We start from the raw sequence: 20,288 nt of genomic DNA, 5'->3' as shown, positions 1-20,288 counted from the left end.
GTCAACGGGGACACGCGATGACCACTCGAAGTGATCGACGGAACACAAGAAGGTGCAAAATCGGCCTCGGGTCCGGTACCCATCTGAGCTATTCTGCTGGGCAAGAAGGATCCGGGCAGCGTTGCCCCCGGGTCCTTTTGTGCTTTCAGCCACGTTCCGCGCGGCTGCGAGAACCGTACGAAGCAGTGCCGCAGACACCCGGCAGAGCCGGGAGATGCCCCCCGTCGCAGGGACCGAGGAGGAACCAGACGTCATGGGCGAGCGAAGCAGGCAGAACCGCGAGCAGAAGAGGATGCAACACCCCGAGAACCGGGTAGGTGGTCGCAGGTGAGCTCCCTCCTGCTGCTGACCAATGCACTCCAGCCGTCGACGGAGGTGCTCCCGGCGCTCGGGCTGCTGCTGCACAGCGTGCGGGTGGCCCCGGCCGAGGGTCCGGCGCTCATCGACACCCCCGGCGCCGACGTCATACTGATCGACGGCCGGCGTGACCTTCCCCACGTCCGCTCGCTGTGCCAGCTGCTGCGGTCCACCGGCCCCGGCTGCCCGCTGATCCTGGTCGTCACCGAGGGCGGCCTGGCCGCCGTCACCGCCGACTGGGGCGTCGACGACGTCATGCTGGACACGGCCGGCCCCGCCGAGGTCGAGGCACGGCTGCGGCTGGCGACGGGCCGCCAGCAGATCACCACCGACGACGGGCCGATGGAGATCCGCAACGGCGACCTCTCGGTGGACGAGGCCACCTACAGCGCCAAGCTGAAGGGCCGGGTGCTGGACCTGACCTTCAAGGAGTTCGAGCTGCTGAAGTACCTCGCGCAGCACCCGGGCCGGGTCTTCACCCGCGCCCAGCTCCTCCAGGAGGTCTGGGGCTACGACTACTTCGGCGGCACCCGGACGGTCGACGTCCACGTCCGCCGGCTGCGCGCCAAGCTCGGCCCCGAGCACGAGTCGCTCATCGGCACGGTCCGCAACGTCGGCTACCGCTTCGTCACCCCCGAGAAGCCCGAGCGCTCCGCGGAGGGCGGCGGCAAGGCCAAGGACGACGGGGCGAACGGGACGAAGCCCGCCGAACCCGACCGTACGGCGGGCGCTGCGCAGAGCCGCACCACCGCCGACGACGCGGGCCCGGCCCCGGCCGCCGCCGCGACCGCCGACTCCACAGGCCCACGGCCTGCCCGTAGGTAGTACCACCCGCGTAGACTGCCGCGCGTGGCCAAGGTGACGCGGGATGATGTGGCAAGACTGGCGGGGACGTCCACCGCCGTTGTCAGTTACGTCATCAACAACGGACCCCGGCCGGTTGCCCCGGCCACGCGCGAGCGGGTGCTCGCCGCGATCAAGGAGCTCGGCTACCGGCCGGACCGGGTCGCGCAGGCGATGGCGTCCCGCCGGACCGACCTCATAGGCCTGATCGTGCCGGACACCCGGCAGCCGTTCTTCGCGGAGATGGCGCACGCCGTCGAACAGGCCGCCGCCGAGCGCGGCAAGATGGTGCTGGTCGGCAACGCCAACTACCTCGACGAGCGCGAGGTGCACTACCTCCGGGCGTTCCTCGGCATGCGGGTGGCCGGGCTGATCCTGATCAGCCAGGGCCCCAGTGAGCACGCCGCCGCCGAGATCGACGCCTGGGACGCCCGGGTGGTGCTGCTGCACCGCCGGCCGGACGCCATCGACGACGTCGCCGTGATGACCGACGACATCTGGGGCGCCCAGCTGGCGACCCGGCACCTGCTGGAGCACGGGCACCCGTACGTCGCCTTCCTCGGCGGCACGGAGGAGACCCCCAAGTCCGGCGACCCCGTCACCGACCACGTCGAGGGCTGGCGGCGCGCCATGCTGGAGTCCGGCCGCTCCCCGGACGGCCACTACCACCAGGCCGCCTACAACCGCTACGACGCCTACCAGGCCGCGCTGAAGCTGCTGGCCGGGCCCGAGCGGCCACCGGCCATCATGTGCGCGACCGACGACCAGGCCATCGGCGTGCTGCGGGCCGCCCGCGAGCTGCGCATCGACGTGCCCGGCGAGCTGGCGGTGGCCGGCTTCGACGACGTCAAGGAGGCCGGGCTCACCGACCCGCCGCTGACCACCGTCGCCTCCGACCGCCAGGCGATGGCCCGGGCCGCGGTCGACCTGGTCCTGGACGACGGGCTGCGGGTGGTCGGCTCCCGCCGCGAGCGGCTGCGGCAGTTCCCGTCGCGGCTGGTCGTCCGGCGGTCGTGCGGCTGCGGCGGCTGACCGCGCGCGACGCCGCACCGGGCCTCTTCACACCGGCCCTCTTTATACCGGGCATATCTACTTCTGTCGGGTCTCTCACGGCGTTCTCAGACGGTTCTCATGCACCACACGCACAGTCATCTCATGACCGACAACTACCGCCGAAGCGGCGATGACATCCATCAGCAGGGGTACGCGCAGGGCCACGCGCACAGGTGCGGGCAGGGCTTTCCGCCGCCCCCGTACGCACCGGGGCACGGCGACGCGCCCGGTGCACCCGGTGCGGCCGCGGCGCCCGGTGCGCCACCGCGGGCCCGTAAGCCGGTCGCGCTGATCTCGGCGGTCGCGCTGGCCTCCGGCCTCATCGGGGGCGGCAGCGCGGCGCTGATCGCCGGCGCGACCACGCAGGCCACGCAGAACAGCGTCGGCACCCCGCTCGTCAACGCGGGCAAGAACAGCGGCAGCGGCGTCTCGGCGGTGGCCAAGGCGGTCAGCCCGTCGATCGTGGAGATCAAGGCGCGCACCACCGAGGGGGAGTCCACCGGCTCCGGCGTCGTGCTCACCCGCAGCGGCGAGGTCATCACCAACAACCACGTGGTCGCCGGCGCCGACACGGTCCGGGTGACCTTCAACGACGGCAGCCGGAAGACCGCCAAGGTCGTCGGGACCGACCCGGACAAGGACCTGGCGCTGATCAGGGTCGAGGGCGCCAAGGGGCTCACCCCGGCCTCGCTCGGCGACTCCGACAAGATCGCGGTCGGGGACGGCGTGGTGGCGATCGGCTCGCCGGAGGGCCTGACCGGCTCGGTGACCAGCGGCATCGTCTCCGCACTCAACCGCGACGTGACCGTCCCCAAGCAGGACGGCGGCCGGGGCCGGCAGGGCGCCCCGGACGACGGCGGCGGCTGGCCGTTCGAGTTCGGCGGCAACCAGTACAACGGCGACACCGGCTCCTCCAAGACCTCGTACAAGGCGATACAGACCGACGCCTCGCTCAACCCCGGCAACTCCGGCGGCGCCCTGATCAACTTCCAGGGCCAGATCGTCGGCATCAACTCCGCGATGTACTCGCCGAGTTCGGCCAACAGCAGCACCGCGGGCAGCGTCGGCCTGGGCTTCGCCATCCCGATCAACACCGTCAAGGCCGACCTCGACTCGCTGCGCGGCGGCGGCAGCGGCGGGAGCAACAGCGGCGTCTGACAGGCCGGCCGGCCGCCTGCCGTGCCAGGCTGAGGACCAGCCGTCCGTTTCCGTATCCCAGCCGAGGTATCCACGCACATGAGCCCCGCCGAGCACGGTGACCACCCCGCCCGCATCCTCATCGTCGACGACGAGCCCGCGGTCCGCGAGGCGCTGCGGCGCTCGCTCGTCTTCGAGGGGTACGGGACCGAGGAGGCGGTCGACGGTCTGGACGCGGTCGACAAGGTCGCCGGCTACGACCCCGAACTGATCGTGCTGGACGTCCTGATGCCCCGCATGGACGGACTGACCGCCGCCCGCCGGCTGCGGGCGGGCGGGGTGACCGTGCCGATCCTGATGCTCACCGCCCGCGACACCGTCGGCGACCGGGTCACCGGCCTCGACGCCGGTGCCGACGACTACCTCGTCAAGCCCTTCGAGCTCGACGAACTGCTCGCCCGGATCCGCGCCCTGCTGCGCCGCAGCTCCTACGCGGCGGGGGCCGGCGCGCAGCCCACCGAGGACGAGACGCTGGGCTTCGCCGACCTGCGGATGAACCTGTCCACCCGCGAGGTGACCCGCGGCGGCCGGCCGGTCGAGCTGACCCGCACGGAGTTCACCCTGCTGGAGATGTTCCTCGCGCACCCGCGGCAGGTCCTCACCCGCGAGCAGATCCTCAAGGCCGTCTGGGGCTTCGACTTCGAACCCACCTCCAACTCCCTCGACGTGTACGTGATGTACCTGCGCCGCAAGACGGAGGCGGGCGGCGAACCGCGCCTGGTCCACACGGTGCGGGGGGTCGGCTACGTCCTGCGAGGGGAGGGCGGGGCGGAATGAGCACCGGCCGTCCGGGCGCCAGAACCCAGCTCGGAGCTCGCTTCGGGCGGCTTCCGCTGCGCTCACGACTCACCCTGCTCACTGCCGCTGCGGTGGCGGTGGCGGTGGCGGTTTCTGCGCTGGCCTGCTGGCTGCTCACCCGCGCGCAGCTGCGCGACGAGGTGGACAGCTCGCTGGAGAACGTCACCGTCCCTGTGAACTACCTGCAGGTCACCTACGCCAACTGCCAGCCCACGGATCCGACCGAGAACAAGAACGCCCCACCGTCGTACTACAACGTCCAGATCGTCCAGGTCGACGGTTCCCGCTGTGTGGGGCCGAATTCCCTGCCCGTACGAGTACAGCGTGCGGACCTCGCGGTGGCGCGGGGTATGCAGCGGGACACCCTGCATGACGCCGTCACCACGGACGGCGCGGACGTCCGGGTGCTCACCAAGCACATGAGTGTCCAGGGCGTGCCGTTCGCTGTGTCCGTCTCGCGCCCGCTGAGCGAGACCAACGGCGCGCTGAACACCCTCGCGCTGCTGCTGGCGGCCGTCGCGGGACTGGGCGTGATCGGCGCGGGCACGGCCGGGCTGGTCATCGCGCGCTCCGGCCTCAAACCCGTCGACCGCCTCACCGCTGCCGTCGAGCACGTCGCCCGTACGCAGGACCTGGCCATCCGCATCCCGGTCGACGGGGAGGACGAGATCGCCCGCCTGTCCCGTTCCTTCAACTCCATGACCTCCGCGCTGGCCGCCTCCCGCGACCTCCAGCAGCAGCTGATCGCGGACGCCGGCCACGAGCTGCGCACCCCGCTGACGTCGCTCCGTACCAACATCGACCTGCTGGTGCGCAGCGAGCAGTCCGGCCGCCCGATCCCGCCCGCCGACCGGGCGGCCCTGCTGGCGTCGGTGAAGGCGCAGATGGGCGAGCTGGCGGCGCTGATCGGTGATCTTCAGGAGCTGTCCCGGCCGCCCGAGCCCGGCCAGAGCGCGGTCGGAGTGGTGGCGCTGCACGAGATCGTCGGCTCGGCGCTGGAACGGGCCCGGCTGCGCGGCCCGTCGCTGACCCTCACCGCGGACGTCGAGCCCTGGTACGTACGCGCCGAGGCGGCCGCGCTGGAGCGTGCGGTGGTCAACCTGCTCGACAACGCGGTGAAGTTCAGCCCGCCGGGCGGCACGGTCGAGGTCCGGCTGGCCGGCGGTGAGCTGACCGTGCGCGACCACGGCCCGGGCATCCCGCGGGACGAACTGCCGCACGTCTTCGAGCGGTTCTGGCGCTCGCCGTCCGCCCGCAGCCTGCCCGGCAGCGGGCTGGGCCTGTCGATCGTGGCGCGTACGGCGGAGCAGGCGGGCGGCGCGGTACGGCTGCGCTCCGCCGACCTCGGCGGCACCGAGGCGGTCCTGACCCTGCCGGGCGCACCGACCCCGCCGCCCGGCCCGCCGGAGCCGCCCGCGCCGAGCTGAGCGGGCCGCGCCGAGCTGAGCGGGCCGCCGCCCTACGTCACTTCTTCTTGCCGGCCGCGTCCCCGAACGGCAGGTTGGTGCCCGAGAGCTCGGCCCGGATGCCGTCCCGTTCGACGGAGATGTTGCGCAGCCGCACGTCACCGGGGGTCTTGGGGAGCTGGAAGGAGAGCGACAGCCGGTCCGCGAGCTGCGGCTTGGTCAGGCCGCTCAGCGCCCCGAGGATCTTCGGGTCGATGCCGACCTTCTGCAGCAGCCAGGGGTGGTCCACCACCACGTCGACGAGGTTGACCTTCATCAGCTGGTGGACGAAGCGCGGCGACCCGGTCAGCTGGTGCAGCTTGTCGTCGCTGCGCAGCGCTTCGTCGAGGTACTGCTTCGGGATGCCGATCCGCTCGGCGATCGCCGGGATGCTCAGCATCGCCTTGGCCTTGGCGGCCTGCCGGCTGAGTTCGGCGGCGGCCTTGCGGGTCAGCCGCAGGCCGTCCGCCTTGCCGGTGCCCGGCCGGTAGACGGCGACGTCGCCGATGTCCAGCCGCATCCGGCTGATGTCGGTGGACACCCCGCGGTCGCCGGCCCGCCGGATGCGCGCCTCGGCCCGGACGCGCAGCTCGTGCCCGGCGATCGGCAACTGCCCCTCCGCGCGCACCGCATCGTGCCCCAGCTCGCTGAACTTCACCTGGGACGCACCGAGTTCACGGTTCATGTCGTCGAAGGCGAGCAGTACGTCACCGTGCATCGAACCGATCGTGGCGCCCTTGACGGAGCTGGGCAGATCGCCGTCGAGGCGGACGTCGTGCGCGGTCGCCTCGAACTTCGCCAGCGAGACCCGGTCGGCCGCCAGGTCGGGGATGGTGACCTTCACCTGGTCGACGCGCTTGTCGAGGACCTGGGTGAGGAACGGGAAGCCCTGGATGTCGACTTCGGGCGTGGCGTTCAGATGCAGCGCGGCCTTGAGCTTCTCCGCGGTCTTGTTCTGCGCGTACAGCACCGCGAACCGGTCGAAGAGCGTGAGGAAGGCGGTGCAGACCAGCACCGCGACCAGCAGCTTCACGGTGATCGGGACGGCGGCGAAGCGGCTGATCCCGCGCTTGGCCCGGCGGTGGTTGGGCGGCGACCAGACCTCGTCCTCGTCCTCGTCGGCGCGCAGCCCGAGGCCCAGCGGATCGTCGCTGTCGTCCCGCTCGTTGAGGTACCCGCGGCGGCGCGGGCCGCCGGCGTACGCCGAGGGGTCGTACTCCGGTCCGGTCTCCGCGGCGGGGTCCGGCTCGGGGTCGGCGAGGGCGGCCAGATCGGCGTACGGGTTGACCGGGGAGAGCCTTCTGGTGTCGCCGGCGGGGTCGTCCTGGGCGCCGCTCGTGACGGGGGTGTGGGGGCGGTACGAGGCGGCGGGCTCGGGCGAGGGTGAAGATATGCGTGTGGGGGTTCGCATCCGTACATCCCACCACGATCGGGTCCCTCGAACGCAAGTCGTACCGAAGGTATGTCGGATACGCGAAGCTTGTCGTGGCGATCTTGAGGAAATTTTTCCGCGACCCCGGCTGTTGCTGAACTACCGTCAGCACTCTTGGCAGGCCTGTACTTTCTCCGTACTTCGTCCTGCTTCCCCGCACCTCGTGCGCTTACCGATCTGATCTCCCGAAGGTGGCCCCATGATCGTGGTAACCGGAGCAACCGGCAACATCGGCCGCAGCCTCGTCGACCGGCTCCTCGCGGACGGCGCCGCCGTACGCGCCCTGACCCGCGACCCGGCGCGCGCCCAGCTGCCCGCCGGGGCGGAGGTGGTACGCGCCGATCTCACCGGCAGCGCCGCCGACTTCGGGCCGCTCCTCGACGGTGCCGACGCCCTCTTCCTCAACCTGGCGGCCGGCGGCGACCGGGCCGCGCTCGCCCTCGTCGAGGCCGCGGCCAAGGCCGGCGTCCGCCGGATCGTCCTCAACTCCTCGATGGCGGTGACCGACACCCCCGCCGACGACACCAACTTCATCGCCCGGATGCATGCCACGCTGGAGCGCGCGGTGCGCGACTCCGGCCTGGAGTGGACCTTCGTCCGCGGTGGCAACTACGCCACCAACGCCCTGGCCTGGGCCCCGGCGATCCGCGACTCCGGAGTGGTCCGCGACGCCCACCCGGGGGCCCAGGGCGTGCCCGTCCACGAGGCCGACCTCGCGGACGTCGCCGCCGTCGCCCTCCTGGACCGCACCGGCACCCACACCGGCCAGGCGTACCTCGTCACCGGCCCCGAGCCGCTGACCGTCGCCGACCAGGTCGCCGAGATCGGCCGGGCGATCGGCCGCGAGACCCGGGTCGAGCAGATCACCGAGGAGGCCGCCGCCGAGGCGATGTCCGGCCCCCACCTGCCGAAGGAGGCGGCCCTGGAACTGGTCCGCATGTTCGGCAGCACGGTCGACGCCCCGGCCTTCCCGGTCTCCGACGCGGTCGAACGGGTCACGGGCCGTCCCGCCCGCACCTTCGCGCAGTGGGCGCGGGATCACGTGGCCGACTTCTCCTGACCCCCATGTACCCGGCCGCCCCGCCGCGGGGCCCGCTCGCCGTTGCGCGCGCCCCGCTGGTGGAGCACGGCCAGGGGCAGCATCACCACCGCCCCCACGAAGAAGTACGTGTTGATCGCCATCTCCGTCCAGAACTCCCCGGACGCCGGATCGGCGGGGCGCTCCGCCAGCCCCAGCAGGCCGTACGGGGTGAGCCCGGCCGCCGTCGTGAGGTTCTCGACCAGGCCCGGCACACCCCGTACGACCAGAAGCACGGCGCCGCACCACAGCGGCACCGTCACCAGCCGGCCCGGCAGCCGCCGCCCCCACGGCCGCACCGTCGCCAGACTCACCACGGCGCCGCCCGCCGACATCGCCACGATCAGCCCGTCGTAGGCCAGGAACACCCACACCGGCACGGCGTCCTCCGCGCCCATCGCCGCCCGGTAGTCCACACCCATCCACACGTGCCACACGAACGACGCCACGAGCCACCCGAACGCCCCGTAGGCATTTCGCTGCGCTTTGCGGTGCCTCCCACGTACCTGGCCGTCCCGCCGTGGTGGTTTCTCGTCGTTGCGCTTTGCGGCGCCCCCGCACGTGGCTGTCTGTCCCGCCGTCGGGGTTGTTCGCCGTTGCGCCTGCGGCGGGCTGGTGGGTGTCGGGTGCGGTGACGGGCCTCCGGGGCCGGTTGTGTGGACTGCTGACGCTTTACGCTCCGCTGCGCTCCGCCTTCGCTCTTTATCGAGCCCTCGGATGCGAAGCCCACACAACCGGCCCCTCCGGCCCGTCCCCTCCCGTTTGGGGGAGTGTGCGGGTGAGTGGGGGCGCGCGTCGTTGCCCGCGCACCTGGTGTCATGTGGTCTTGGGAATGCCTCGCCCCGCCCACTGGGTTGTGGCCCGCAGGGGGCCCTCGCGACCCTTACGGGTTCTGTTCGACCATCCCGTAGGGGTACCCAAGCCCCCTTGCATGCCTCAACGTCCACCCCCACGCACCGCATTCCTACTCCCCCAACGGGAGGGGACGGGCCGGAGGGGCCTTGTTCGTGGACGTAAAGCGTCAGCAGTCCACGAACAAGGCCCCGGAGGTCCGTCACCGCACCCGACAACCACCCAGCCCGCCGCAGGCGCAACGGCGAACAACACCCGCGGCGGGACAGACGAGTACGTGCGGGGCGCCGCAAAGCGCAACGGCGAGCGCGCCCCGCGGCGGGACGGCCAAGTACGTGCGGGGCGCCGCAAAGCGCAACGGCGCGCCCCGCGGCGGGACAGACAGGTACGTGGGAGGCGCCGCAAAGCGCAGCGGAACGGCGCCGCAGACAACCACGTGGGAGTTACTTCACCACGTGAATGCGGTCCGCCTTAGGCGGGTTCAACGGGGAGGACGCCGATGAGTGGGCCGTCAGGTATGCCGTGAAGGCGTCCAGGTCGGACGGGCCGACGTACTTGTTCTTGGCTTCCTTGAAGGCGGGGAAGCCGTCGCCGCCGCCGGCGAGGAACTCGTTCATCGCGACGCGGTAGGTCTTGGCCGGGTCGAGGGCGGCGCCGTTCAGGGTGACGGAGTCCTTGACGATGCGGTCGGCGCCCTTCTTGGTCATGTCCAGGGTGTAGGCGAGGCCCGCGGAGACCTGGAGGATCTTGGGGGACGCCTCGTTGGGGCCGCTGACCTGCTGCTGGAGGGCGGTCAGCAGCTGGGCTCCGGTGAGGTCGACGACGTTCATCATGTTGGTGAAGGGCTGGACGGTGAACGCCTCGCCGTAGGTGACGACGCCGTCGCCCTCCGAGCCGGACGCCGGGTAGGCGAGGTCGGAGCGGATGCCGCCGGGGTTCATCAGGGCGAGCTGGGCGCCGCCCTTGTCGGCGGCCTTGGTCGCTTCGAGCTGGGCGTCGGCGATGACGTCGCCGAGCGGGGACTCGGGGGCGTCCGCGCCGCGGCCGGCGATGTCGGCGGCGATGTGGCCGACCGGGCGGCCCGCGACCGGCGCGGCCAGCTTGTTCCAACGGGCGATCAGGGACGTCAGGTCCGCGGCCTTGGGCTGGGTGCGGTCGACCACGTGGTTGACCGCACCGGGCGCCTTGACGCTGGTGCGGACGATGTCGTGGGTGCGCCGGTCGTAGGTCAGCTCGGTGTCGGTGTAGAGCTTGCCGTAGGACGCGGCGGAGGTGACGGTGCGCGGCCGGCCCGACGGGTCGGGGATGGTGCAGGTGTACGCCTGGTGGGTGTGGCCGGTGACCAGGGCGTCGACCTTGGACGTGACGTGCTTGGCGATCTCGGTGATCGGGCCGGAGATCCCGTCGCCGGGGCCCGGGCTGTCGCAGTGGTAGTTGTACGAGGTGGAGGCGGGCAGGCCGCCCTCGTGGATGAGGGCCACGATCGCCTTCACGCCCTGCTTGTTCAGGACCTTGGCGTACTTGTTGATCGTCTCGACCTCGTCGTGGAACTTCAGGCCCTTGACGCCGTTGGCGCTGACGATGTCCGGGGTGCCTTCGAGGGTCACGCCGATGAAGCCGATCTGCACGCCCTTGTGGCGCCAGACGGTGTACGGCTTGAGCAGCGGCTTGCCGGTCTTCTCGTCGGTGACGTTGGCGGTCAGGTACGGGAAGTCGGCGCCGGCGAACTTCTTGCCGTCCTCGTAGCAGCCGTCCTTGGGGTGGCAGCCGCCGTTCTGCAGGCGGGTCAACTCCGCCCGGCCCTCGTCGAATTCGTGGTTGCCGACGGAGGTGACGTCCAGGCCCAGCTTGTTCATGGCCTCGATGGTCGGTTCGTCGTGGAAGAGGCCGGAGAGCAGCGGGCTGGCCCCCACCAGGTCGCCGGCCGCCGCCGTCACGGAGTACGGGTGGCCCTTGCGGGCCGTGCGCAGGGACTGGGCCAGGTACTCGACGCCGCCGGCCGGCACGCTCTTCTTGGTGCCGTCGGGCTGCAGTTCCTCGACCGTGCCGGAGGAGCCCTGCGGCGGTTCGAGGTTGCCGTGGAAGTCGTTGAAGGAGAGCAGCTGGACGTCAACGGTGCGGCCGGTGTGGCCGGAGTGACCGGTGCGGTCCGGGTGCACGGTCTCCGCCCCGGCCGGCAGGGCGGCGACGGTGACGCCGATCCCGACGGCGGCGGCCAGTGCGGCCGAACCGGTCCTCAATCTGCTGATGGCGCGGCGCCGTTGCGGTGTCGCTGGCATGGGTTCCCCTCCTGGATGGTCCTGAGCGGACCGCAGCTTATTGTTGACGCGCGTAGCGCAACAGGGGGTGCCGGGTTACGGGACGGTTGCCGGTGAGCGCCGGACCGGCGGGCGGCACCGGCGTGGCCCGGCAGGCGGCACCGGCGTGGCCCGGCGGGCAGATCGGGGCGGCCGCGCCCTGATGCCACTGCGGGACCCCGGCAGGGTCGTACGCTGCACACATGACTGACGCTGCACAGGAGATGGGCCGGACCGGCCGCAGGATCCAGGTGGTCGACGAGGTCGCGCCGGAAACGGCCGAGGCCGTTCTGGAGCTGATCGAACGGGCCGCGCGCACCGACGGGCAGCCCGCGGTGTCCGAACAGGGACGGCTGCAGCTGCGGGGCGGCAAGCGCCCGGGTGTCGCGCATGTGCTGGTGTACGCGCACGGGGAGGCGGGCGAGGAGCTGCTGGTCGGCTACGGCCAGCTGGAGGACACCGACCCGGTGGAGGCGCCGGCCGCCGAGCTGGTGGTGCACGCCGGGCACCGCGGCCGCGGGCACGGCCGGGCGCTGGGCACCGAGCTGCTGGAGCTGTCCGGGCGCCGGCTGCGGGTCTGGGCGCACGGCGGGCACCCGGCCGCCCGGCACCTCGCGCAGACCCTGGGCCTGACGATGTTCCGCGAGTTGCGGCAGATGCGGCGCTCGCTGGGTGACCTGGAGCTGCCCGAGCCCGTACTGCCCGAGGGCGTGACCGTACGGACCTTCCAGCCGGGCATCGATGACGCGGCCTGGCTGGAGGTGAACGCGGAGGCCTTCGCGCACCACCCCGAGCAGGGCTCGCTGGCCCAGCGCGACCTGGACGACCGCAAGGCCGAGGCGTGGTTCGACCCCAAGGGCTTCTTCCTGGCCGAGAAGGGCGGGCGGCTGGTCGGCTTCCACTGGACGAAGGTGCACGCCGAGGAGGGTCTGGGCGAGGTCTACGTCCTCGGTGTCCGGCCGGGCGCCCAGGGCGGCGGCCTCGGCAAGGCGCTGACCTCGGTCGGGCTGCGCCACCTGGCCGGGCAGGGGCTGCCGACCGCGATGCTCTACGTCGACGCCGACAACGCGGCGGCGGTGAGCGTCTACGAGCGGATGGGGTTCGTCACGCACGAGACGGACCTGATGTACCGGTCGGAGACCTGAGCACCGGCGGGCGGGTGCGCGCGGGCGGGGCGGTCCGACCGGGCGGTCCGGCCGGGGGCCGCCCCGCGCGTCGGGGCTAGCGCCGCTGCGCCCGCCATTCCCGCGCCAGCATCGCGTAGACGACCTCGTCGGACCAATCGCCGTCGAGGAACTCGTTCTCCCGCAGATGGCCCTCCCGGCGCATCCCGAGCCGTTCCAGCAGCCGGGCCGAGGCGGTGTTGCGGCCGTCCAACTCGGCCTGGACGCGGTGCAGCCGCAGCTCCTCGAAGCCCAGCGCCAGCAGCGCCCGGGCTGCCTCGGTGGCGTAGCCCCGGCCGGCGTGCGCGGGGTGGAAGACATGGCCGATGCCGCCCTGGCGGTGCTCCCGGCTTCGGAGGACGAAGCTGACATCGCCGACCAGCGTGCCCGTCTCTCGGACCACCACGGCGAGTTGGAGGAAGTCGCCGGAGTCGCGCAGCGTGGTGCGGCGGGACTTGGCCGCGACCGAGGCCCGGGAGCCGGCCTCGTCCAGGGGGCCCCAGTAGAGGTAGCGGCAGACCTCGGGGAGGCGCTGGTAACTGTGGATCGCCGCGAAGTCGTCCTCGGTGACCGGACGCAGGTCCAGGCGGGGGGCGCGTATCGGGTAGGCGGGCGTGTAGGGGAGCGGTGTGGCCGCGGGCGCGGGGGGCGTGGACACGCCGGTCAGCGTACGGAGCGGAGTCGGCGGTCGCAGCCGGGTTTCCGGGCCGGTGCCTGGCGCCGCTCGGGAAGCGGCCGGGGCCGGCTGCGGGTCGTCCACAGCTGCTCATCACCGCCAGTCAGCACCTGTCCCCGTCGGTAACGGAACGGCCGGAAGACGCAGAACGACCCCCGGACGGCTCTGTGCGCCCGCCTTTTCCCTCTGCCGGGTACGCCGTCATCATCAATCTCGTTTTCTTTCCGGCTCTTTCTCCGGGTCTTTCGGTTGCCTTCGGTGGCCTTCTGCGGTCTTTTCGTGGTCTTCCTTTGCTGGTCTTCCCCGGTTTTCCGGCGCCTTTCCCAGGTGTTTCTCGGTATGCGCCGGTCCGGTCCGGCGATCCGGGACGGGGCCCGGCGCAGCACCGGGGCCCCTCGACTGGCGGCCCGTCAACTGCCGCTCGCCCGGCGGGCCGGCACGGCGTGACGGGCGGGGGCGGCGCGATGACGGCCTTGCGGGAGCTCATGGGTTTCTGCTCGCTCGATGGGTTTCTTTCGCATTTCCCGGTCGCGGCCCTTTCGCCGCGAAGATCTTTCGTTCGAATTCCTTTGCTGTGGCGCGGAAGGGTCTGCGCGAGAAATCGGATGCGCCCTCGACGTGCATGAGGTCGTGCTCAGGGAAGCCGGGGCTATTTCTCCTGGGTAACGGTTGCGGCGACCGGGTGGCGACGTGGTGACAGCGCGACGGTGTGGTGACACAGTGTCGGCGGCACCGCACAGCCCGCCGCCGGGTGCCGCCCGCGGCCCGGCCCCCGGCCCCGCGCCGTAGCGTCCCGCTTGCTTCTGCGCCATATCCGCGTTACCGCTGATTCAAGGTCGGTTGCGAGCATCGCTGAATGCAGCCCGCTGTGCCGAACCTCCCCAACCCGAGGCTCCGTCTCGCGCCGCCACCTCCTGACGCGCCTGGAACCCCCGGAACGCGGAAGAATAAGGCCATGAACCAGCAGCCCAGCGCTCAGGCACCGGTCCAGCCCGAGATGCCGGCCACCAGGCCCCCACAGGCCCCGGCCCCCTCGGCCCAGCCTTCCGTGGGCTCCATCGCCGCGCACCGGCCGCACGCGGTCCGCGGGACGGTGCCGGGCCTGGAACCCGACCTCGACGCCGACCCGGACGCGTACGTGGACCAGGGCGTGGTGGGCGTGGACGGCGCGGAGCTGCCCGCCGACCGCTTCCTGGACCGGGAACGCAGCTGGCTGGCGTTCAACGAGCGGGTGCTCGAACTCGCCGAGGACCCGGCCACCCCGCTGCTCGAACGCGCCAACTTCCTGGCGATCTTCGCCAGCAACCTCGACGAGTTCTTCATGGTCCGGGTCGCCGGACTCAAGCGGCGGATCGCGACCGGCGTCGCCACCCGCTCCGCCTCCGGCCTCCAGCCCCGCGAGGTGCTGGACCTGATCTGGACCCGCTCGCGCGAGCTCATGGCCCGGCACGCCGCCTGCTTCCAGCAGGACATCGCCCCCGACCTCGCCGACCAGGGCATCCATCTGATCCGCTGGCCGGACCTGACCGAGAAGGAGCAGGCCCGGCTGTTCACCCTGTTCCGCCAGCAGATCTTCCCGGTGCTCACGCCGCTGGCGGTGGACCCCGCGCACCCCTTCCCGTACATCTCCGGCCTCTCGCTGAACCTGGCCGTCGTCGTCCGCAACCCGGTCAGCGGCCACGACCACTTCGCCCGGGTCAAGGTCCCGCCGCTGCTCTCCCGCTTCCTCGAAGCCTCCCCGCAGCGCTACGTCCCCATCGAGGACGTCATCGCCGCCCACCTGGAGGAGCTGTTCCCGGGCATGGAGGTGCGCGCGCACCACATGTTCCGGGTGACCCGCAACGAGGACCTGGAGGTCGAGGAGGACGACGCCGAGAACCTCCTCCAGGCGCTGGAGAAGGAGCTGATGCGGCGGCGGTTCGGCCCGCCGGTCCGGCTGGAGGTCGAGGAGTCCATCGACCCCGCGGTGCTCGACCTGCTCGTCCAGGAGCTGAAGATCTCCGACGCCGAGGTCTACCCGCTGCCCGGCCCGCTGGACCTGACCGGGCTGTTCGGCATAGGGGCGCTGGACCGGCCCGAGCTGAAGTACCCCAAGTTCGTCGCCGGCACCCACCGCGACCTCGCCGAGGTGGAGTCGGCCTCGGCGCCCGACATCTTCGCCGCGCTGCGTGCCCGCGACGTCCTCCTGCACCACCCCTACGACTCCTTCTCCACCTCCGTGCAGGCGTTCCTGGAGCAGGCCGCGGCCGACCCCGACGTCCTCGCCATCAAGCAGACCCTCTACCGCACCTCCGGTGACTCGCCGATCGTCGACGCCCTGATAGACGCGGCGGAATCCGGCAAGCAGGTCCTGGTGCTGGTCGAGATCAAGGCCCGGTTCGACGAACAGGCCAACATCAAGTGGGCCCGCAAGCTGGAGGAGGCGGGCTGCCACGTCGTTTACGGCCTGGTCGGCCTGAAGACGCACTGCAAGCTCTCCCTCGTGGTCCGCCAGGAGGGCGACATGCTGCGCCGCTACTCCCACGTGGGCACCGGCAACTACCACCCCAAGACGGCCCGGCTCTACGAGGACCTCGGGCTGCTGACCGCCGACCCGCAGGTGGGCGCCGACCTCTCCGACCTCTTCAACCGGCTGAGCGGCTACTCCCGCCGGGAGACCTACCGCCGCCTCCTGGTCGCCCCCAAGTCGCTGCGCGACGGTCTGATACAGCGGATCACCAAGGAGATCGCGCACCAGCGCGCGGGACGGCCCGCGTACGTCCGCATCAAGGTCAACTCGATGGTCGACGAGGCCGTCATCGACGCGCTCTACCGCGCCTCGCAGGCCGGCGTGCCGGTCGACATCTGGGTGCGCGGCATCTGCGCGCTGCGCCCGGGAGTGCCCGGCCTCAGCGAGAACGTCCGGGTCCGCAGCATCCTCGGCCGCTTCCTGGAACACTCCCGGATCTTCGCCTTCGGCAACGGCGGCGAGCCCGAGGTGTGGCTGGGCAGCGCCGACATGATGCACCGCAACCTCGACCGGCGGATCGAGGCGCTGGTCCGGGTCACCGACCCGGCGCACCGCGCCTCCCTCACCCGGCTCCTGGAGACCGGTACCTCGGACACCACGTCCTCCTGGCACCTGGGCCCGGACGGCGACTGGACCCGGCGCTCCGTGGACGCGGACGGCGCGCCGCTGCGCAACGTACAGGAAATGCTCATCGACGCCCGGAGGCGCCGGCGTGGCCCAGCGACCTGACCAGCGGACCGGGGGGCCGGCCGGTCTCCTCGGCACCGGATGCGAGCCCGGCGGGGCGGCCGGCGCCCGTGCCGCGGTGGTGGACGGACCCTACGGACCCTACGGACCGTACGGACCGTACGATCCATCGGAGCCGTACGACGACCCGGCGGCCGGCACCGGACCCGCCGTCGGCCCGCACCTCGCCGGGCGCACCGCCGAGGACGTGCTCGCCGGCTACCTCCACCAGCAGTCCGCGGACTTCCTGCGCAGTCTGCGGCTGCACCGGGAGAGCGGCCCGGACGCCGAGGGCGCCGGCGCGGCCGCCCGCCGGCTGCGCCGCGCCGCCCGCCGGATCAGCGCCACCCTGCACACCTTCCGGCCGCTGACCGAGGAGGTCTGGGCCGACCAACTCCTCGCCGAACTGGGCTGGTTGTCCGGCACCTTGGCCCGCGAACAGACCTGTGCGGCCCGCCGCGACCGGCTGATGGCCGCCCTGACGCGGCTGACCGGCCGCACCGACCGCCCTGACCGCCCTGAACGCAGCACCGACCGCGCCCCGCGCACCGGCCGCGGCGTACGGACCGGCCGCGGCGCCGAACCGGCCGCCGGGACCCGCTCCACGGGCGTCCGCACGACGGAGGCTTCCGGTACGGACACCGGCTCCGGCACCGGTTCCGACACCGGCTCCCTCGAAGGGCGCGACACCGCCGTCCCGGACGCCGATGCCGTCCTGGCCGCCGGTGCCGCGCGGGCCGGGGCGCTGCTGGACCGCCAGCTCACCCTCGCCCGTACCCGCGCTCACACCGCCGCGCTCCAGGCCCTGGGCTCGTCCCGTTTCCACGCCGTCGCCGACTCCGTCGCCGTGCTCGCCTCCGAGGTGCCACTGACCCGCGCGGCCGCGGACGTCCCGGCCGCCGAGGCGCTGCCGCCGCTCGCCGAGCAGTCCGCGCGCCGGCTCGCCGAGGCGGTCGGCGGGCTGCCGCTGGTCCGCGCCGGACAGCCGTACAACGCCGAGGCGCTGGCCGACGGCGCCCGCCAGGACGCGCCCTGGCACCAGGTCCGGGTGCTGCTCCGGCTGAGCCGCTACGCCCAGGAGGTGCTCGTCCCCGAGTACGCCGACCCCCGCCTGGCGGAGGCGGCCCTGCTCCTGGAGGGCCACCGCGACGCCGCCGAGGCCGCCGCAGCGGCCGCCGCCGCGGCCCGCACCCCCCGCATCGCCCCGGCCACCGCCTACGCCCTCGGCGTCCTCCACGCCGACCAGCGCCACCAGGTCGAGGCGGCCCGCTACGCCTTCGGCCGCGTCTGGCTGTCCCGGGAGAAGGCCCTGAAGGGGGTGGAACGATGACGGGACCTGGAGAGCCCCCGGCCCACAAGCCGGACACCCGCAAGCCGGACGCCCGCAAGACGGTGCAGGCCGCGGGATGTGTGCTGTGGCGCCGCCGCCCCTCCGCCGAGCACGGCCTGGAGATCGCGCTCGTCCACCGGCCCAAGTACGACGACTGGTCCCACCCGAAGGGCAAACTGAAGCGCGGCGAGGACGCCCTGGCCGGAGCGGTCCGCGAGGTGGCCGAGGAGACCGGCATGGACTGCCGCCCCGGCGCCCCCCTGCCGACCTCCTACTACTTCGCCAACGGCCGCCCCAAGCAGGTCCGTTACTGGGCCGCCGAGGCGATGGGGGGAGCGTTCACGCCGACCGACGAGGTCGACCGGCTGGAGTGGCTCCCCCCGGAGGAGGCCCGCCACCGCCTCACCCAGGAACGGGACCGGCCGTTGGTCGACGCGCTGCTCGCCGCACTGCATCTGGCGTGAGGGCGGGCCGGTTCAGCGGCGCCGCAGCGCCGGGTCCGTGACGGCCGGAGGCAGGTAGTAGTTGTCGATGCGGTTGAGGTCGGTGCCCGGGGGGACGATGGCGTCGATCCGGTCCAGGACGTCCGCGTCGAGGGTGATGTCGGCGCCGTCCAGCAGGCTCTCCAACTGGTCGAGGGTGCGCGGGCCGATGATGACCGAGGTCACCGCCGGGTGCGAGCGGACGAACGCGGTGGCCAGGTGGGGGAGGGTGAGGCCGGCGTCGGAGGCGACCTCGGACAGGGCGCGGACCGCCTCGGCCTTGCGGGCGTTCTCCGGGACCGCCAGGTCGAACTTCCGGCTTTCCAGGGCGGCCCGGGAACTGGCCGACAGATCGCGGCCGGAGAGCCAGCCGGCGCTGAGCGGGCCCCAGGTCAGCACGCCCATGCCGTAGCGCTGCGCGGTCGGCAGCACCGCGTTCTCCGCCCCGCGCGCCAGCATCGAATACGGCGGCTGCTCGGTACGGAACCGGACGTGGCCGCGGCGCTCGGCGGTCCACTGGGCCTCGACGATCTGCTCGGCGGGGAACGTCGAGGTGCCGATGGCCCGCACCTTGCCGGAGCGGACCAGGTCCGAGAGCGCGGACAGGGTCTCGTCGATGTCGGTCGTGGGGTCGGGGCGGTGGACCTGGTAGAGGTCGAGGTGGTCGGTGTCCAGCCGGCGCAGGCTGTCCTCCACGGCGCGCACGATCCAACGCCGGGACGCCCCGCCGTGGTTGGCGTCCGGGCCCATCGGGTTGAAGAACTTGCTGGCCAGTACGACGTCGTCGCGGCGTCCCTTGAGGGCCTTGCCGACGATCTCCTCGGACTCGCCCGCGGAGTACATGTCCGCGGTGTCCACGAAGTTGATGCCGGCGTCCAGTGCGCGGTGCACGATGCGGACGCAGTCGGCGTGGTCGGTGTTGCCGAGGGCGCCGAGCATCATCGCGCCCAGCGCGTACTCGCTGACCGAGATGCCGGTGCCGCCGAGGATCCTGCGCTGCATGAGCTGCTCCCTGTCCGTTGTCGGTTCGTTCTGACGACCGCGTGCGCCCCAGACTGCTGGGGCCGGCCGGAGCGGACCAGGCCCGTCGCAGCCTGGGTCCGGCGGAACCACCCATGCGGCGCCGCGCGCATACTGGACGGATGCTGCACGCGGAAATCGAGATCAGCTCGTTCCTCAAGGCGCGCCGCGCCGCGCTGGACCCGGCCGACCTGGGCCTGCCGAGCGGGATCGGCCGCCGCCGGGTGCGCGGGCTGCGGCGCGAGGAGGTCGCCCAGCTCGCCGGCATCAGCGTCGACTACTACACCCGCATCGAGCAGGGCCGGGCGCCCGCCATCTCCGACTCCGTCCTGGACGCCATCGCGCGGGCGCTGCGGCTGTCCGGCGGCGAGGTGACGTACCTGCGCAACATCGCCGTGCCCCGGCGGCGGAGCGAGGCGGACTGCGCGCCCCGGGCGGTCCGCGGCCAGACCGTACGGCCGGAGATCCGGCAGCTGCTGGACGCCATGGCGAGCACCGTCCCGGCCATGGTCATCGGCCGCGGCCTGGACATCCTGGCCTGGAACGCGCTCGGCGGGCGGATCGCCTTCGACCTGGACGCGCTTCTCCCGGACCGGCGGAACACCGCACTGCTGGTCTTCCTGGACCCGGCGGCACGCGCGCGGCACCCCGACTGGGAGGACAAGGCCGTCGAGGTGGTCGGCAATCTGCGCGCCGACAGCGGCCGGCACCCGGACGACCCGCGGATCTGCGACGTCGTCAATGAACTGCTGGCGCGCAGTGCGGACTTCCGGCGGCTCTGGGAGGCCCAGTCGGTGCACGAGTGCCTGCGCGGCACCAAGCGCCTGCGGCACCCGGACGTCGGCGAGCTGGAGATCACCTTCGAGAGCTTCCGGCTGACCACCGACCCGGACCAGGCGCTGGTCACGTACACGGCCCCGCGCGGCTCGACGACCGAGCGGCGGCTGCGCGAGCTGGCGGCCCGGCCCGCCGCGGCCCGCGGGCCCAAGGCCAGGCCGCTGGCGGTGTGACCGCAGCGCCGGGCCTGATG

Annotated in this window: 16 protein-coding genes; 11 read left to right on the top strand and 5 right to left on the bottom strand. The window is 72.5% G+C overall.

Annotated elements, in window-relative coordinates; all coding sequences use genetic code 11:
- Positions 1 to 327: 327 nt before the first annotated feature.
- The 5 genes from ACZ7MX_RS08205 (at position 328) to ACZ7MX_RS08185 (ending at position 5,675) form a co-directional block, all read left to right on the top strand.
- A complete protein-coding gene (locus ACZ7MX_RS08205; protein ID WP_472130405.1) occupies positions 328 to 1,182 on the top strand; it encodes a response regulator transcription factor in 855 nt (284 codons plus the stop codon).
- A gap of 24 nt (positions 1,183 to 1,206) precedes the next feature.
- A complete protein-coding gene (locus ACZ7MX_RS08200) occupies positions 1,207 to 2,232 on the top strand; it encodes a LacI family DNA-binding transcriptional regulator (protein WP_030414747.1) in 1,026 nt (341 codons plus the stop codon).
- Positions 2,233 to 2,355: 123 nt separating this feature from the next.
- Positions 2,356 to 3,411 carry a S1C family serine protease gene (locus ACZ7MX_RS08195; RefSeq protein WP_472130402.1) on the top strand — a complete coding sequence of 352 codons (1,056 nt, stop codon included), beginning with the start codon at positions 2,356 to 2,358 and terminating at the stop codon, positions 3,409 to 3,411.
- A gap of 78 nt (positions 3,412 to 3,489) precedes the next feature.
- On the top strand, positions 3,490 to 4,227 hold the full coding sequence (locus tag ACZ7MX_RS08190; RefSeq protein WP_472130400.1) for a response regulator transcription factor: 738 nt from the start codon (positions 3,490 to 3,492) through the stop codon (positions 4,225 to 4,227).
- Positions 4,224 to 5,675 (top strand): HAMP domain-containing sensor histidine kinase, encoded by a 1,452-nt coding sequence (locus tag ACZ7MX_RS08185; RefSeq protein WP_472130398.1) that lies wholly within the window; start codon positions 4,224 to 4,226, stop codon positions 5,673 to 5,675. Before ACZ7MX_RS08190 ends, ACZ7MX_RS08185 begins: the two co-directional genes overlap by 4 nt.
- A gap of 37 nt (positions 5,676 to 5,712) precedes the next feature.
- On the opposite strand, the gene ACZ7MX_RS08180 is transcribed toward ACZ7MX_RS08185, so the two are convergent.
- Positions 5,713 to 7,104, bottom strand: coding sequence for an LmeA family phospholipid-binding protein (locus tag ACZ7MX_RS08180; protein WP_472130396.1), 1,392 nt, complete (start codon positions 7,102 to 7,104; stop codon positions 5,713 to 5,715).
- 220 nt (positions 7,105 to 7,324) lie between these two features.
- Between ACZ7MX_RS08180 and ACZ7MX_RS08175 the strand changes: the two genes are divergently transcribed.
- Positions 7,325 to 8,185 carry an NAD(P)H-binding protein gene (locus ACZ7MX_RS08175; RefSeq protein WP_472130394.1) on the top strand — a complete coding sequence of 287 codons (861 nt, stop codon included), beginning with the start codon at positions 7,325 to 7,327 and terminating at the stop codon, positions 8,183 to 8,185.
- Here the strand turns inward: ACZ7MX_RS08175 and ACZ7MX_RS08170 are convergent.
- Together ACZ7MX_RS08170 and ACZ7MX_RS08165 are read right to left on the bottom strand one after the other, a co-directional pair.
- A complete protein-coding gene (locus ACZ7MX_RS08170; protein WP_472130392.1) occupies positions 8,164 to 8,652 on the bottom strand; it encodes a DUF3995 domain-containing protein in 489 nt (162 codons plus the stop codon). The genes ACZ7MX_RS08175 and ACZ7MX_RS08170 overlap by 22 nt on opposite strands.
- 846 nt (positions 8,653 to 9,498) lie before the next feature.
- Complete coding sequence (locus ACZ7MX_RS08165; RefSeq protein ID WP_472130390.1) at positions 9,499 to 11,334, bottom strand: bifunctional metallophosphatase/5'-nucleotidase; 1,836 nt, start codon at positions 11,332 to 11,334, stop codon at positions 9,499 to 9,501.
- Positions 11,335 to 11,576: 242 nt separating this feature from the next.
- On the opposite strand from ACZ7MX_RS08165, the gene mshD reads away from it, so the two are divergent.
- On the top strand, positions 11,577 to 12,497 hold the full coding sequence (gene mshD / locus ACZ7MX_RS08160) for a mycothiol synthase (RefSeq protein ID WP_472130636.1): 921 nt from the start codon (positions 11,577 to 11,579) through the stop codon (positions 12,495 to 12,497).
- A 76-nt stretch (positions 12,498 to 12,573) separates the two neighbouring features.
- Here the strand turns inward: mshD and ACZ7MX_RS08155 are convergent, their stop codons facing one another.
- Positions 12,574 to 13,173 carry a GNAT family N-acetyltransferase gene (locus ACZ7MX_RS08155; RefSeq protein WP_472130388.1) on the bottom strand — a complete coding sequence of 200 codons (600 nt, stop codon included), beginning with the start codon at positions 13,171 to 13,173 and terminating at the stop codon, positions 12,574 to 12,576.
- 973 nt (positions 13,174 to 14,146) lie between these two features.
- Between ACZ7MX_RS08155 and ACZ7MX_RS08150 the strand changes: the two genes are divergently transcribed.
- The 3 genes from ACZ7MX_RS08150 to ACZ7MX_RS08140 are packed head-to-tail and all read left to right on the top strand — an operon-like array spanning position 14,147 to position 18,220.
- The gene (locus tag ACZ7MX_RS08150; RefSeq protein ID WP_472130386.1) at positions 14,147 to 16,429 is read left to right on the top strand and encodes an RNA degradosome polyphosphate kinase; all 2,283 of its coding nucleotides are present in this window, start codon (positions 14,147 to 14,149) and stop codon (positions 16,427 to 16,429) included.
- Positions 16,413 to 17,756, top strand: coding sequence for a CHAD domain-containing protein (locus tag ACZ7MX_RS08145; RefSeq protein WP_472130384.1), 1,344 nt, complete (start codon positions 16,413 to 16,415; stop codon positions 17,754 to 17,756). The genes ACZ7MX_RS08150 and ACZ7MX_RS08145 overlap by 17 nt, the downstream gene beginning before the upstream one ends.
- The gene (locus ACZ7MX_RS08140; RefSeq protein WP_472130382.1) at positions 17,753 to 18,220 is read left to right on the top strand and encodes an NUDIX hydrolase; all 468 of its coding nucleotides are present in this window, start codon (positions 17,753 to 17,755) and stop codon (positions 18,218 to 18,220) included. Before ACZ7MX_RS08145 ends, ACZ7MX_RS08140 begins: the two co-directional genes overlap by 4 nt.
- Positions 18,221 to 18,232: 12 nt before the next feature.
- Here ACZ7MX_RS08140 and ACZ7MX_RS08135 read toward each other — a convergent pair whose 3' ends face one another.
- Positions 18,233 to 19,240: an aldo/keto reductase gene (locus ACZ7MX_RS08135; protein WP_472130380.1), complete on the bottom strand. Its 1,008-nt coding sequence runs from the start codon at positions 19,238 to 19,240 to the stop codon at positions 18,233 to 18,235.
- Between the two features lie 140 nt (positions 19,241 to 19,380).
- Between ACZ7MX_RS08135 and ACZ7MX_RS08130 the strand changes: the two genes are divergently transcribed.
- Positions 19,381 to 20,268, top strand: coding sequence for a helix-turn-helix transcriptional regulator (locus ACZ7MX_RS08130; RefSeq protein WP_472130378.1), 888 nt, complete (start codon positions 19,381 to 19,383; stop codon positions 20,266 to 20,268).
- Positions 20,269 to 20,288 lie beyond the last annotated feature (20 nt).

It is taken from the genome of Streptomyces sp. NPDC107765 (assembly GCF_055657085.1).
This window is presented reverse-complemented; position numbering and strand designations above follow the sequence as displayed.